The sequence below is a fragment of the Streptomyces sp. NPDC028331 genome (assembly GCF_055565775.1).
The window spans coordinates 290,520-304,316 of the sequence record NZ_JBVHTR010000004.1 but is presented as its reverse complement, the minus strand read 5'-3'; the positions used below and the strand labels follow the sequence as shown (position 1 = coordinate 304,316).

10 protein-coding genes are annotated in these 13,797 nt (G+C 72.2%); 5 read left to right on the top strand and 5 right to left on the bottom strand.

Annotated features, from left to right (window positions below):
- Positions 1 to 141: 141 nt before the first annotated feature.
- Entirely contained in the window at positions 142 to 1,503 is a 1,362-nt protein-coding gene (gene glnA, locus ACZ4SW_RS07365; RefSeq protein ID WP_468239088.1) for a type I glutamate--ammonia ligase, read from the top strand.
- 135 nt (positions 1,504 to 1,638) lie between these two features.
- A complete protein-coding gene (locus tag ACZ4SW_RS07360; RefSeq protein WP_468239085.1) occupies positions 1,639 to 2,322 on the top strand; it encodes a DUF899 family protein in 684 nt (227 codons plus the stop codon).
- A 6-nt stretch (positions 2,323 to 2,328) separates the two neighbouring features.
- On the opposite strand, the gene ACZ4SW_RS07355 is transcribed toward ACZ4SW_RS07360, so the two are convergent.
- The 3 genes from ACZ4SW_RS07355 to ACZ4SW_RS07345 are packed head-to-tail and all read right to left on the bottom strand — an operon-like array spanning position 2,329 to position 5,523.
- A complete protein-coding gene (locus ACZ4SW_RS07355; RefSeq protein WP_468239083.1) occupies positions 2,329 to 3,366 on the bottom strand; it encodes a TolB family protein in 1,038 nt (345 codons plus the stop codon).
- Complete coding sequence (locus ACZ4SW_RS07350) at positions 3,363 to 4,634, bottom strand: MFS transporter (RefSeq protein ID WP_468239080.1); 1,272 nt, start codon at positions 4,632 to 4,634, stop codon at positions 3,363 to 3,365. Before ACZ4SW_RS07350 ends, ACZ4SW_RS07355 begins: the two co-directional genes overlap by 4 nt.
- Position 4,635: 1 nt before the next feature.
- Complete coding sequence (locus ACZ4SW_RS07345; RefSeq protein ID WP_468239078.1) at positions 4,636 to 5,523, bottom strand: alkaline phosphatase family protein; 888 nt, start codon at positions 5,521 to 5,523, stop codon at positions 4,636 to 4,638.
- Positions 5,524 to 5,900: 377 nt separating this feature from the next.
- On the opposite strand from ACZ4SW_RS07345, the gene ACZ4SW_RS07340 reads away from it, so the two are divergent.
- On the top strand, positions 5,901 to 6,836 hold the full coding sequence (locus ACZ4SW_RS07340) for a DUF72 domain-containing protein (protein WP_468239075.1): 936 nt from the start codon (positions 5,901 to 5,903) through the stop codon (positions 6,834 to 6,836).
- Between the two features lie 162 nt (positions 6,837 to 6,998).
- Positions 6,999 to 9,998: a bifunctional [glutamine synthetase] adenylyltransferase/[glutamine synthetase]-adenylyl-L-tyrosine phosphorylase gene (locus ACZ4SW_RS07335; RefSeq protein WP_468239073.1), complete on the top strand. Its 3,000-nt coding sequence runs from the start codon at positions 6,999 to 7,001 to the stop codon at positions 9,996 to 9,998.
- Between the two features lie 46 nt (positions 9,999 to 10,044).
- Here ACZ4SW_RS07335 and ACZ4SW_RS07330 read toward each other — a convergent pair whose 3' ends face one another.
- Both ACZ4SW_RS07330 and ACZ4SW_RS07325 read right to left on the bottom strand, forming a co-directional pair.
- Complete coding sequence (locus ACZ4SW_RS07330) at positions 10,045 to 10,914, bottom strand: phosphatase PAP2 family protein (protein ID WP_468239071.1); 870 nt, start codon at positions 10,912 to 10,914, stop codon at positions 10,045 to 10,047.
- A 108-nt stretch (positions 10,915 to 11,022) separates the two neighbouring features.
- Positions 11,023 to 12,057, bottom strand: coding sequence for a LacI family DNA-binding transcriptional regulator (locus ACZ4SW_RS07325; RefSeq protein ID WP_468239069.1), 1,035 nt, complete (start codon positions 12,055 to 12,057; stop codon positions 11,023 to 11,025).
- Positions 12,058 to 12,517: 460 nt separating this feature from the next.
- Between ACZ4SW_RS07325 and ACZ4SW_RS07320 the strand changes: the two genes are divergently transcribed.
- Entirely contained in the window at positions 12,518 to 13,792 is a 1,275-nt protein-coding gene (locus ACZ4SW_RS07320) for an extracellular solute-binding protein (protein ID WP_468239067.1), read from the top strand.
- The last annotated feature ends 5 nt before the right edge of the window (positions 13,793 to 13,797 follow it).

The window sequence follows — 13,797 nt, the reverse complement described above, 5'->3', positions numbered from 1 at the left end:
GGCGTTCAGTCCGAGGTCGGGCGGCCGATCAAGGTCCGCAACGCGCATGAAATGCTGTTGTGGTGGGATGCTCAGGTGCGCGACCGCCTCCGGCCCAGCCGGAGACAGGCGGCCTGACCAGCAAGGATGGGGAAGCGGAAGATGGACAAGCAGCAGGAGTTCGTGCTCCGGACCTTGGAGGAGCGCGACATCCGGTTCGTACGCCTGTGGTTCACGGACGTGCTGGGCTTCCTGAAGTCCGTGGCCGTGGCCCCCGCCGAACTGGAACAAGCGTTCGATGAAGGCATCGGCTTCGACGGCTCCGCCATCGAGGGCTTCGCCCGTGTCTACGAGTCCGACATGATCGCCAAGCCGGACCCGTCGACCTTCCAGATCCTGCCCTGGCGCGCGGAGGCCCCGGGCACGGCCCGCATGTTCTGCGACATCCTCATGCCGGACGGCTCGCCGTCCTTCGCGGACCCGCGCTACGTGCTCAAGCGCGCCCTGGCCCGCGCCTCCGACCTGGGCTTCACCTTCTACACCCACCCCGAGATCGAGTTCTTCCTGCTGAAGGACCGGCCGCTGGACGGCTCCCGCCCGACCCCGGCCGACAACTCCGGCTACTTCGACCACACCCCGACCAACGTCGGCATGGACTTCCGCCGCCAGGCGATCACCATGCTGGAGTCGATGGGCATCTCGGTCGAGTTCTCCCACCACGAGGGCGCCCCGGGCCAGCAGGAGATCGACCTGCGCTACGCGGACGCGCTGTCCACGGCCGACAACATCATGACGTTCCGCCTGGTCATGAAGCAGGTCGCGCTGGAGCAGGGCGTGCAGGCGACCTTCATGCCGAAGCCGTTCTCGGAGCACCCCGGCTCCGGCATGCACACCCACCTCTCCCTGTTCGAGGGCGACCGCAACGCGTTCTACGAGTCCGGCGCCGAGTACCAGCTCTCCAAGGTCGGCCGCTCCTTCATCGCGGGACTGCTGCGGCACGCGGCGGAGACCAGCGCGGTCACCAACCAGTGGGTGAACTCCTACAAGCGCATCTGGGGCGGCTCCGAGCGCACCGCGGGCGCCGGCGGCGAGGCGCCGTCGTACATCTGCTGGGGCCACAACAACCGCTCGGCCCTGGTCCGGGTCCCGATGTACAAGCCGGGCAAGACCGGCTCCGCCCGCGTCGAGGTCCGCTCACTTGACTCCGGCGCGAACCCGTACCTGGCCTACGCGGTCCTGCTGGCCGCCGGCCTGAAGGGCATCGAGGAGGGCTACGAACTGCCTCCGGGCGCCGAGGACGACGTGTGGGCCCTGACGGACTCCGAGCGCCGCGCGATGGGCATCGAGCCGCTGCCGCAGAACCTCGGCGAGGCGCTCGCGCTGATGCAGCGCAGCGACCTGATCGCCGAGACACTGGGCGAGCACGTGTTCGACTTCTTCCTGCGCAACAAGAAGCAGGAGTGGGAGGAGTACCGCTCCGAGGTCACGGCGTTCGAGCTGCGCAAGAGCCTGCCGGTGCTGTAGGCGCAGGTCAGGGCGGGTTTCCCGCTGAAGCGGCGGATGGGGCCGACGGTCGTGGACCGTCGGCCCCGGCGCGTCCCGGAGGGCGTGTCGCCATAGACTCGAGTGATCTCGGGGTCTCCCACCCAGGAGGACGTGATGGTGCGGCACACCCGACTGCCCGGCGAGTCCGCCGACTACCTCGCCGCCCGCGAAGAACTCCGCCTCGCCGAGATCGAGCTCATGCGCCACCGGGAGGAGGTCGCGGCCCGGCGCCGGGCGCTCCCCGAGGGCCCCGCCGTCGATGACTACGTCTTCCTCGAAGGCCCGGCCGACCTCGACGCGGGCGACACCCCCGTCCGCGAGGTCACCCTGGGCGGGCTGTTCACCGCCCCGGACCGGCCGCTGATCGTCTACCACTTCATGTACGGCAAGCGGCAGAGCGACCCCTGCCCCATGTGCACCCTGTGGATCGACGGCTTCAACGGCGTCGCCCGCCACGTCGCCCGGAACGCCGACTTCGCCGTCGCCGCGGCGGCGGACCCGCCCGCCCTGCGGCGGTACGCCCGCACCCGCGGCTGGACCCGGCTGCGCCTGCTGAGCTGCGGCGACAGCACCTTCAAGTACGACCTCGGCAGCGAGGACGAGGACGGCGCGCAGGACTCCACCGTCTCCGTCTTCACCCGCGACGGCGACGGCACCGTCCGGCACTTCTACTCCGCCCACCCGCGCATGGCCGACGACATCGACCAGCGCGGCATCGACCTGCTCAACCCGGTCTGGCACCTACTGGACCTGACGCCGGGCGGGCGCGGCGACTGGTTCGCAGGACTGGACTACTGATGCCGGTCAGGACGCCGGGCGGCTGCCGCCGGTGAACGCCGGGGACAGCGCCGCGGTGTCGATCCGCCGCGGCGCGCCCGTGCCGTCCGCCGGGATCTCGTAGAGGTCCGCGCCGAAGTCGCCCGGCAGGGCGTAGACCAGGGTGTGGTCGTCCCGCCAGACCGCCTGGTCGTCCACGCTGCGGGACTCCGCGAGCGGCGTCTCGCGCAGCGTGCGCAGGTCCAGGACGTACAGGCGCCAGGGCGCGTCCTTGGGGAGACCCTCGACCCGCTTCTTGTACGCGATGCGCGTGCCGTCGGGGGACAGGGACGGGCACTCGACGTTCCGGTGGAGCGTGGTGACGGTGCGGGCGCGCAGGTCGCCGCGGACCAGGTAGGTCGTGCCCCCGGTGGCGAGCGTGGCGTAGAACGTGCGGTCGTCCGGGGCGAAGGTCACGCCCCAGAAGTTCACGTCCGACGCGTGGTACGTCCTGCCGTCCTTGACGATGCGGTACGCCTCCAGGGACGGGGTGAGCGTGCCCGTGCGGGTGTCCACGATCGCCGCACGGGTGGAGAAGTTCGTCCCCGCGTACGAGTCACCGCCCACGAATGCCGTCCACGCGGCGTACCGGCCGCTGGGGGAGACCCGGGCACGCGACGGGATGCCCGGGACGTCGTAGTGCGCCCTCTCCCGCAGGGACGCGTCGAGGATCAGGGCCCGGTAGGTGTCCGAGACCGGGCCGTGCACGGCCTGGAGGCAGACACCGGTGCCGGCGGCGGCGTAGAAGCGCAGGCACTTCACGCCCGAGGCGGTGCGCGGGCCGGAGGGGTCCGACGCCGGGACCGTCGTGAGTTCGTCGCGGTGCGGGCCCCACGCCATGTTGCGGAACACCATGCGGCCGGGCTCGGTGAGCGTGACCTCGCCCGGGGTGATCCGGGGGCCGCCGGCCCGGGGCTGGTTCCTGCGCTCCGCGCGCGCCGACGCGTGCAGGACCGATGCGGTGCCGATCCCCGCGAGGGCCAGCAGCGCACAGAGCAGGACCAGGATGCGGGTGCGTGCCGTCATGCCGTGCCTTTCGGGCGGAGCGTCGTCAGGGAGAAGGCCGCGCACACCGCCAGCGCCGCCGTCGAGGCCAGCAGCGCCGGACGGTCGCCCCACACCGTCCAGGCCGCACCGAACCCCAGCGAGCAGGCGAACCGGGCGAGCGCCTGGCCGGTCTGCACCAGGGCGAGCCCGGAGGAGCGGAGTTCCTCGGGCACGCTGTCGGAGGCCGCCGCCATCAGCACGCCGTCGGTCGCCGCGTAGAAGCCGCCGTGCAGGGCGAGCACGGCGTACGGCAGCGCCGCCGAGTGCCAGGAGGTGAGCAGCAGGACGTAGGCCAGGAGCAGTGCGCCGTGGCCCGCCAGGAAGACCCGCCACCGCCCGATCCGGTCCGCGAGCCGCCCCAGCGGCACCGCCAGCAGCAGGAACGCGGCCGCCGTGCCCAGGGGCAGCAGCGCGAACCAGCGGTCCGGGACGCCCAGGCGGCGTTGCAGCAGCAGGTAGACGAAGGAGTCGCTGACCGTCGCCAGGCCCAGCAGCAGCGCGCAGACCGCGATGCGGCGCAGGTCGCGGCGGCGCAGCAGGGCGAGGGCGGCGCGGAGGGTGGGCCGGGGGGCATCGGTGGCGGCCGGGGTGTGGGCGCGGCCGCCCGGCACGAAGAGCACCAGGACCAGGACGCCCGTGACGGCCACGCAGAAGCTCACCGTGAACACCGCGTCGTAGCCGTCCACCGTCGCCCGCAGGATCAGGAACGCCACGAGCGGGCCGAGCAGCGCGCCCGCCGTGTCCATCGCCCGGTGCACCCCGAACGCGCGACCACGTGTCTGAGGGGTGCTGGACAGGGAGATCAGCGCGTCGCGGGGAGCCGTGCGCAGGCCCTTGCCGGTGCGGTCGGCGGCCAGGACCAGGCCGATGGGAGTGAGGGTGTGCGCCACCAGCAGAAGGGGCTTGCACAGGGCCGAGATGCCGTAGCCGAGGCCCGCCACCCACTTGTGGCGCCCCGAGCCGCGGTCGGCCAGGTGGCCTCCGGCGAGCCGTACGAGTGCCGAGAAACCGTTGTAGATGCCGTCCAGCAGCCCGAATCCCAGCGGGGACAGACCCAGGCCCGCGACCAGGTACAGCGGAAGCACCGCCGTGACCATCTCGGAGGAGACGTCGGTGATCAGGCTGACCGTGCCCAGCGCGAGCACGGTCGGGGCGACCGCGGTGAGGCGCCGCCCGGCGCGCGGCCGGGCGGCGCCGTCCGCGGACACGGGCGCCGGGGTCCCGGCGCGGCTGTCCGCTACGTACATGTCACGACGCCCAGATGCCGGTGATGTCCGTGGCCGAGGCGGCGTTGCCCGCGTGCGTCGTCAGGCCCTGGGTGTCCTCCAGGGTGCGCAGCAGGTCGTAGTGGTTGTAGGTGGTGGAGGTGCTGGAGCCCGGCGTCACCGGCTGGCCGTACAGGACGGTCGGGATGCGGTTGCCGCTGAGGCTGTTGTCCTCGTCGAAGGTGACGACGAGCAGGCTGTTGTGGGTCTTGGCCCACGTCGCGTACGCGCCCAGGTTGTTCTTCAGCCAGGTGTCACCGGTCGACACCGAGCAGTCGTGCATGTCGTCGCACAGGTTCGGGACGACGAAGGAGAGCTGGGGCAGCGTCGAGTAGTCGGTGGGGAACTGCGCGAAGGTCTTGGCGCTCGACGTCGGCACGTTGCTGAAGGCGAACCACGGGTTGTGCTTGCGGGCGTACTTGCCGCTGCTGCACGTGGTCGAGCCCTGGCTGGGCAGCGACTCGTTGTAGCTGGCCCAGGTGCGGCCCGCCGCGAGTTGCTCGGAGGCCAGGTTCGCGGCCGAGGAGAAGCCGGGGGTGTAGCAGCTGTCGTCCGTGATGCCCTGGGTGGAACCCGAGAACAGGGCGAGGTAGTTGGGCTGGCTGGGGTGGGTGATGGCGTACGACTGGGTGAGGTTGGCGCCGCCGGACTTCAGCGAGTTGATGTACGGGGCGCTGGAGGAGCCGATGATCTGGCTGTACGCGTGGTTTTCCATGACCACGACGACCACGTGGTCCGGGCTGGGGACGGAACCCGCGGCGTGCGCGGACTCACCGCCCAGCCCGGTCCACAGCCCGATCGCGGCTGCGGCGAAGGCGGCTGCGGACGCGACGGTGGCACGGGTGCGGCGGTACAGGGAACTGCCGGACACATGAACCTCCGGAGAGGGGGAGGGACTTCGGGGGGCAGCGCTGAGAGAGCATGGTCACGCCAAGGTATCCGCGCCCCACGCCTTACGGCCCGAAGGATGAAGAGCCGGTGAATTGCTGCCGCGCCGGGAGTCCGGACGGTACCCGTCGCGGCACCGCACTACGCGTCACGGTCGCGGTTCACTCCTCATCGGCCCACTCCTCATCGACCCGTTGCCTTTCCCTCCGTTTCGCGCGTCGTTCGCCGCTCCGCCGATCAAGTCGCCGCGACTCCAGGCCACTTGCCGGCGGCGGCTGAGCACGGGCCGGAGGGGCCGCCCTACGGAGCCGGACGTGCCCGGCCGGACATGGGCGGGCGGTCCCGGGCAACACGGGGCGCATGGGCGACATCCTCGTAGGGACCTGTTCCTGGACGGACCGGGCGCTGGTGCGGAGCGGCTGGTATCCGCGGGGCCGGCGTGACGCGGAGGGAAGACTGAGGTGCTACGCCGAGCGGTTCCCCGTGGTCGAGGCGGACTCCTCGTACTACGCGCTGCCCGCGGAACGCACCAGCCGACTGTGGGCGGAACGCACGCCGGACGGTTTCGTCTTCGACGTCAAGGCCTTCTCGCTGCTGACGGGGCATCCGACACGGCCGGACGCGCTGCCCGCCGACCTCCGGCCGGCCTACGCACAGCGGCGCGCCCCCGGCCCGGGCGGCGTCGACGCGGGACTGCTCGACGAGGTGTGGGCCCGGTTCGCGGAGGCGCTGCGACCGCTGCGCGGGACCGGACGGCTCGGGACGGTGCTGTTCCAGTTCCCTCCCTCGCTCACTCCCGGCCCACGCTCCGAGGCGTTCGTGCGGGCGTGCCGCGAACGGGCCCGCAACTGGCCCGTCGCCGTGGAGTTCCGGCACCCCGACTGGTGGCGGGGCGGCAGGCAGACGGCCACCGCGGCACTGCTCGCCGACCTGGACGCCACCGCGGTCGCCGTGGACACGGCGCGCGGCCTGCCGAGCTCCATGCCGCCCGTCGCACCGGTCACGGCACGGCACCTGGCCGTCGTCCGCTTCCACGGGCGCAGCCCGCACTGGGGCACCGGGTCGAAGGAGGACGCCTACCGCCACACGTACACCGAGCGGGAACTGGCGGAGTGGGTGCCGCGGGTGCGCGACCTGGCCGAGCGGGCGGACCAGGTGCACGTCCTGTTCAACAACTGCTGCGCCGACGCGGCGGTCCGCGCGGCGGAGACGATGCGGCGACTGCTGGGCGAGGAGCTGCCGCACCGGCTACGGCACGCCTGCACACCGCAGCCGGGGCTCTGGCCGGAGGGCTGAGATGCCCGCGGCACCCCACGGCACCCGGTCCCGCGACACTCCGCGCGGCCCCGCACCCGGGCTCCATGCGTCCCACAGGGCACCGCCCCGGCGCTCCCGTCCCCGTCTCCGGTTACGCTCAAAGCCGCAGGACCTTGATCTCGACGCTCGGGAGGCCGAGGGATGACCGTGCCCCAGGGGCGCAGAAGCAGCACCTTCACGCGACTGCTGCGACACGGTTTCACCGACCCCGCAGCCGCCGAGCGGCTCCTGGAGAGTGCCGAGCTGGCGCCGGTGCGGTCCGACCCCGTCCTGCTCGACGCCCTGGGCGCCACCGCCGACCCCGACCTCGCGCTCGGCGGCCTCGTCCGGCTGCTGGAGGCGCAGCCCGCCCCCACCGCCCGCCGTGAGCTGCTCGACACGCTGATCTCGGCCAAACCCCTGCGCGACCGGCTGCTCGGTGTCCTCGGCGCCTCGGCGGCGCTCGGCGACCACCTCGCCCGCCACCCCGGCGACTGGCACGCCCTGGTCACCTACGAACCGCACGACCTGCACCCCGGCGTGGCGGAGTTCGAGCGGCAGCTCGCCGAGGCCACCGACCCCGTGTCGCTGCGCGTCGCCTACCGCCGCTGCCTGCTCTCGATCGCCGCCCGCGACGTGTGCGGCACCACCGACGTCGCCCAGGCCGCCGCCGAACTGGCCGACCTCGCCACCGCCACCCTCCGCGCCGCCCTCGCCATCGCCCGCGCCGCCGCCCCCGAGGACGCCGCGCTGTGCCGGCTGGCGGTGATCGGCATGGGCAAGTGCGGCGGCCACGAGCTGAACTACGTCTCCGACGTCGACGTCATCTTCGTCGGCGAGGCCGCGAGCGGCGCCGACGAGCGCAAGGCCCTGCAGGCCGCGACCCGGCTCGCCTCGCACATGATGCGGATCTGCTCGGAGACCACCGTCGAGGGCAGCATCTGGCCGGTGGACGCCAATCTGCGCCCCGAGGGCAGAAACGGCCCGCTGGTGCGCACCCTGGCCAGCCACCTCGCCTACTACCAGCGCTGGGCCAAGACCTGGGAGTTCCAGGCCCTGCTCAAGGCCCGTCCGGTGGCCGGCGACCTCGACCTCGGCGAGGAGTACGTCGCCACGCTGGCCCCGCTCGTGTGGCAGGCGGCCGAGCGCGAGAACTTCGTCGCCGACGTGCAGAAGATGCGCCGCCGGGTCGTCGAGAACATCCCAGCGGGCGAGGTCGAGCGCGAGCTGAAGCTCGGCCCGGGCGGCCTGCGGGACGTCGAGTTCGCCGTCCAGCTCCTGCAGCTCGTGCACGGGCGGTCCGACTCCTCGCTGCGCAGCGGCACCACCCTGGACGCGCTCAAGGCCCTCGCCGCCGGCGGCTACGTCGGCCGCGCCGACGCCGCGCAGCTCGACGACGCGTACCGCTTCCTGCGCTCCATGGAGCACCGCATCCAGCTCTACCGGCTGCGCCGCACCCACCTCGTCCCCGAGGACGAGGCCGACCAGCGGCGCCTGGGCCGTTCCCTCGGCCTGCGCACCGACCCCGCCGGCGAGCTGAACCGCGAGTGGAAGCGGCACACCGGGGTCGTACGCCGGCTGCACGAGAAGCTCTTCTACCGTCCGCTGCTCGACGCCGTCGCCCAACTCGCCCCCGGGGAGGCCAGGCTGAGCCCCGGCGCGGCCCGGGAACGGCTCGTCGCGCTCGGCTACGCGGACCCCGCCGCCGCCCTGCGCCACCTGGAGGCGCTGGCCTCCGGGGTCACCCGCAAGGCCGCCATCCAGCGCACCCTGCTGCCCGTGCTGCTCGGCTGGTTCGCCGACTCCGCCGACCCGGACGCGGGCCTGCTGAACTTCCGCAAGGTGTCCGACGCGCTCGGCAAGACCCCCTGGTACCTGCGGCTGCTGCGGGACGAGGGCGCCGCCGCCGAGAACCTCGCCCGGGTCCTGTCCGCCGGCCGGCTCGCCCCCGACCTGCTGATGCGCGCCCCGGAGGCGGTGGCCCTGCTCGGCGACGGGGACGGCGGCGGACTCGAACCCCGCCCCCGCGCCCACCTGGAACAGGAGATCCTCGCCGCCGTCGGCCGCGCCGAGAACGCCGAGCAGGCGGTGACGGTGGCGCGCGGCGTACGGCGGCGGGAGCTGTTCCGCACGGCCGCCGCGGACATCGTCGGCTCGTACGGCACCGAGGAGACGCCCGCCCGCCCGGACCAGGGCGCGCTGGTGGACATGGTGGGCGGTGCGGTCTCGGACCTGACGGCGGCGACCCTGGCGGGCACGCTGCGGGCCGTGGTCCGCGCCGGCTGGGGCGACCTGCTGCCCACCCGGTTCGCCGTGATCGGCATGGGCCGCTTCGGCGGGCACGAGCTGGGCTACGGCTCCGACGCCGACGTGATCTTCGTGCACGAGCCGTGGGAGGGCGTGGACGAGCGGGAGGCGGCCGAGGCCGCGAACCGGGTGGTCGCCGAGATGCGACGGCTGTTGCAGCTCCCCAGCACCGATCCGCCGCTGCTGATCGACGCCGACCTGCGCCCCGAGGGCAAGTCCGGGCCGCTGGTGCGCACCCTGACGTCGTACGCGGCCTACTACCGCCGCTGGTCGCTGGCGTGGGAGGCGCACGCGCTGCTGCGGGCCGAGCCCGTCGCCGGGGACGAGGACCTGGGCCGCCGCTTCATCGAACTGATCGACCCGCTGCGCTACCCCGCGCAGGGGCTCGGCGACGACGCCGTACGCGAGATCCGGCGTCTGAAGGCCCGCATGGAGTCGGAACGGCTGCCGCGGGGCGCCGACAAGACCCTGCACACCAAGCTGGGCCGCGGCGGCCTGTCGGACGTGGAGTGGACGGTCCAGCTCCTGCAGCTCCAGCACGGCAGGTCGGAGCCGGGCCTGCGCACCACCCGCACCCGCGCCGCGCTCTCCGCCGCGTGCGCCGCCGGCCTGATCTCCGACGAGGACGCCGCGACCCTGGACGAGGCGTGGGTCCTCGCCACCCGGGTGCGCAACGCGGTCATGCTGGTCCGGGGCCGCGCGGGCGACACGTTCCCGTCCGACACCCGCGAGCTGGCCGCCGTGGGCCGCTACCTCGGGTACGGACCGGGCCACGTCGGGGACATGCTGGACGACTACCGGCGTACGACGCGCAGGGCCCGCGGCGTGGTGGAGCGGCTGTTCTACGGGGCGTGAGACGGCTGCGCGCGTCCTTCGGTCGTGAGGAGTCGGCGGCGGTGGTTCACGCCCGCACCGGCACCAGCGCCGGCTCGCCCGCCGGCGCCACCCGGCGCGGCAGTGCGTACGGCAGCGCGCCGTACCAGACCCGCGCCACCGCGAAGCCGAACGCCAGGCACAGGGTGCCGCCCACCGCGTCCAGCCAGAAGTGGTTGGCCGTGGCGACGATCACCACCAGCGTCGTCGCCGGGTACAGCAGGCCCAGGACCCGCGCCCACGGCACCGTGGACAGCGCGAAGATCGTCAGCCCGCACCACAGCGACCAGCCGATGTGCATCGACGGCATCGCCGCGTACTGGTTCGACATGTTCTTCAGGTCGCCCGACGCCATCGAGCCCCAGGTGTGGTGCACCACCACCGTGTCGACGAAGTGCGCGCCGCTCATCAGGCGCGGCGGCGCCAGCGGGAAGAAGTAGTAGCCGAGCAGCGCCACCCCCGTCGTCGCGAACAGGGCGAGCCGGGCGGCCGCGTACCGCCCGGGGTGGCTGCGGTACAGCCAGACCAGCACGCCCAGCGTCACCACGAAGTGCAGTGTGGCGTAGTAGTAGTTCATTCCGATGATCAGCCATGTCACCGAGTTCACGGCGTGGTTCACCGAGTCCTCGACGGCGATCCCCAGGTGGTTCTCCACCCGCCACACCCGGGCGGCGTTGCCCAGCGCCTCGGCCTTCTGCTCCGGCACCGCGTTCCGGATCAGCGAGTACACCCAGTAACTCACCGCGATCAGCAGGATCTCGAACCAGAAGCGCGGGCGGCGCGGGGTGCGGATCCTGCGCGGGACGCCGTGGTCCGCCGGCTCCTGCGCGGCGTCCGTGACGGACCGGGGAGCGGGCTGCTCCCGGCCCCCCACCGCCGTCACGGTCCTGTCACCCATAGGTACAGAGTCTGCCAGAAAAGGGACCCATCGCCGATCATCCCCCGGAAGGGTTCCCGTCGCTTCTTCTCCAACCGGCGTACGGGACGAAGCGGCAGGAACTACTGCCTAGGAACGACTCCGCTCCCCAGGAGCCGAAGCCGTGGACCCGCGCACCACCAGTTCCGGCATGAACACGAACTCACTGTGGGGCGCGGGCGTCCCGCCGATCTCCTCCAGCAACGTGCGTACCGCCGCCTGCCCCATCGCCGGGACCGGCTTGCGGATCGTCGTCAGCGGCGGGTCCGTGAACGCGATGAGCGGCGAGTCGTCGAAGCCCACCACCGAGACGTCCGTGGGGACTTCCAGACCCCGCTGCCGCGCCGCCCGTATCGCCCCGAGCGCCATCATGTCGCTCGCGCACACCACCGCCGTGCAGTCCCGGTCGATCAGCGCGGACGCCGCCGCCTGACCGCCCTCCAGCGTGTACAGCGAGTGCTGGATCAGCCGGGACTCGATGTCCTCGACGCTCAGCCCGAGCTGCTCCTGCACGGTGCGCACGAACCCCTCGATCTTGCGCTGCACCGGCACGAACCGCTTGGGCCCGAGCGCGAGCCCGATCCGGGTGTGGCCGAGGGACACCAGGTGCGTGACCGCCAGCGCCATCGCGGCCCGGTCGTCGGGGGAGATGAACGGCGCCTGCACCTTCGGCGAGAAGCCGTCCACCAGCACGTACGGCACGCCCTGGGCGCGCAGCCGCTCGTAGCGCTGCATGTCGGCGGTGGTGTCCGCGTGCAGCCCGGAGACGTAGATGATCCCGGCGACCCCGCGGTCCACGAGCATCTCCGTCAGCTCGTCCTCGGTGGAGCCGCCCGGCGTCTGCGTCGCCAGCACCGGGGTGTACCCCTGCCGGGTCAGGGCCTGGCCGATGACCTGGGCGAGGGCCGGGAATATCGGGTTCTCCAGCTCCGGAGTGATCAGCCCCACCAGGCCCTCGCTGCGCTGCCGCAGCCGGACCGGGCGCTCGTAGCCGAGCACGTCGAGGGCGGCCAGCACGGACTGGCGGGTGGTCGCCGCGACGCCCGGCTTTCCGTTCAGGACACGGCTGACAGTCGCCTCGCTGACCCCCGCCTGCGCCGCGATGTCGGCAAGCCGTGTGGTCACGGCACTGGACTGTACCGGCCGCATCTCCGCTTGCCCACCAAGGGGACGCCGGGCCCGGCCGGTCGAACGGCCCGCTGCCGGTTGCTGCGTCATGGCGCTCCCTCGTGTTGTGTTCGGCGTCCGCTCCGCAAGCGGATGATTCCCGCCCCGGTGACGTGTGGCAAGGCCTTGCAGAGTCTTGCACAAGTGGCCCGGATCCCGTCGAGCAGCCGCGAATACAGGTCTACAGCCCCTCACGGCGAGGTCACGAGGACGTAACCATCATGCGTTCTTGCACTTTTTTGCTGCAAGGTCTTTCGCGACGGTTGCAGCGCTGTTACGTTCACCGACGCCCGACGACGTCCCCCACCCTCGACTTCGCTCGAGCGGGCGGGGCCCCCATCGGCGCAGTCGGCACCTCGACAGGGACGGCGGACGGGACCGTCACCTGCACTCGGGCTTTCACCCTCAAGGAGAACTCATGCGGCGTGGCATAGCGGCCACCGCGCTGGCGGCGTCCGTCGCCCTCGCGGCGACGGCCTGCGGCGGAAGTGACGGCGGCAGCGGCAAGTCCGACGGCCCGGTCACCATCACCTGGTGGGACACCTCCAACGCCACCAATGAGGCGCCGACGTACAAGGCACTGATCGCGGACTTCCAGAAGGCCAACCCGACCATCAAGGTCACGTACGTCAACGTCCCCTTCGACCAGGCGCAGAACAAGTTCGACACCGCCGCGGGCTCCAAGGGCGCCCCCGATGTGCTGCGCTCCGAGGTCGGCTGGACCCCCGCCTTCGCCAAGAAGGGCTACTTCCTGCCGCTGGACGGCACCGAGGCCCTCGCCGACCAGAGCAAGTTCCAGCCCAGCCTGATCAAGCAGGCCCAGTACGACGGCAAGACCTACGGCGTGCCGCTGGTCACCGACACCCTCGCCCTCGTCTACAACAAGGCCCTGTTCAAGAAGGCCGGCATCACGGAGGCCCCCAAGACCTGGGACGAGCTGAAGTCCGACGCCGCCAAGATCAAGGACAAGACCGGCGCCGACGGCTACTGGGGCTCCACCCAGGCCTACTACGCCCAGTCCTTCCTCTACGGCGAGGGCACCGACACCGTCGACGCCGCCGCCAAGAAGATCACCGTGAACTCGGCCGCCGCGAAGAAGGCGTACGGCACCTGGCTGAGCACGTTCTCCGGCAAGGGCCTGCACAAGGCCGACACCACCGCCGACGCCTACGCCCACATCCAGGACGCGTTCGTCAACGGCAAGGTCGCCGCGATCATCCAGGGCCCCTGGGAGATCACGAACTTCTACAAGGGCAGCGCTTTCAGCGACAAGTCCAACCTCGGCATCGCCACCGTCCCGGCCGGCTCCACCGGCAAGGCGGGCGCTCCCACCGGCGGCCACAACCTCTCCGTCTACGCCGGCTCCGACAAGGCCCACCAGGAAGCGGCGCTGAAGTTCGTCAACTTCATGACCTCGGCGAAGTCCCAGGAGACCATCGCCCTGAAGAACTCCACGCTGCCCACGCGCCAGGACGCCTACACCGCGCAGGTCAAGGCCGACCCCGGAATCGCCGGCTACCAGGCCGTCCTGCCCGCCGCCCAGCCGCGCCCGGCACTGCCCGAGTACAGCTCCCTGTGGGGCCCGCTCGACACCGAGCTGCCCAAGATCGCGGGCGGTCAGGAATCGCTGGACAAGGGCCTGAGCAACGCGGAACTCGCGATCGCCAAGCTGGTCCCCGACTTCAGCAAGTGAGCCCG

Excerpts from the sequence above, each read along its gene's own strand:
- ACZ4SW_RS07360 (WP_468239085.1), top strand. The coding sequence starts at position 1,639 with ATGGTGCGGCACACCCGACTGCCCGGCGAGTCCGCCGACTACCTCGCC.
- ACZ4SW_RS07355 (WP_468239083.1), bottom strand. The coding sequence starts at position 3,366 with ATGACGGCACGCACCCGCATCCTGGTCCTGCTCTGTGCGCTGCTGGCC.
- glnA (WP_468239088.1), top strand. The coding sequence starts at position 142 with ATGGACAAGCAGCAGGAGTTCGTGCTCCGGACCTTGGAGGAGCGCGAC.
- ACZ4SW_RS07335 (WP_468239073.1), top strand. The coding sequence starts at position 6,999 with ATGACCGTGCCCCAGGGGCGCAGAAGCAGCACCTTCACGCGACTGCTG.
- ACZ4SW_RS07340 (WP_468239075.1), top strand. The coding sequence starts at position 5,901 with ATGGGCGACATCCTCGTAGGGACCTGTTCCTGGACGGACCGGGCGCTG.
- ACZ4SW_RS07350 (WP_468239080.1), bottom strand. The coding sequence starts at position 4,634 with ATGTACGTAGCGGACAGCCGCGCCGGGACCCCGGCGCCCGTGTCCGCG.
- ACZ4SW_RS07330 (WP_468239071.1), bottom strand. The coding sequence starts at position 10,914 with ATGGGTGACAGGACCGTGACGGCGGTGGGGGGCCGGGAGCAGCCCGCT.
- ACZ4SW_RS07320 (WP_468239067.1), top strand. The coding sequence starts at position 12,518 with ATGCGGCGTGGCATAGCGGCCACCGCGCTGGCGGCGTCCGTCGCCCTC.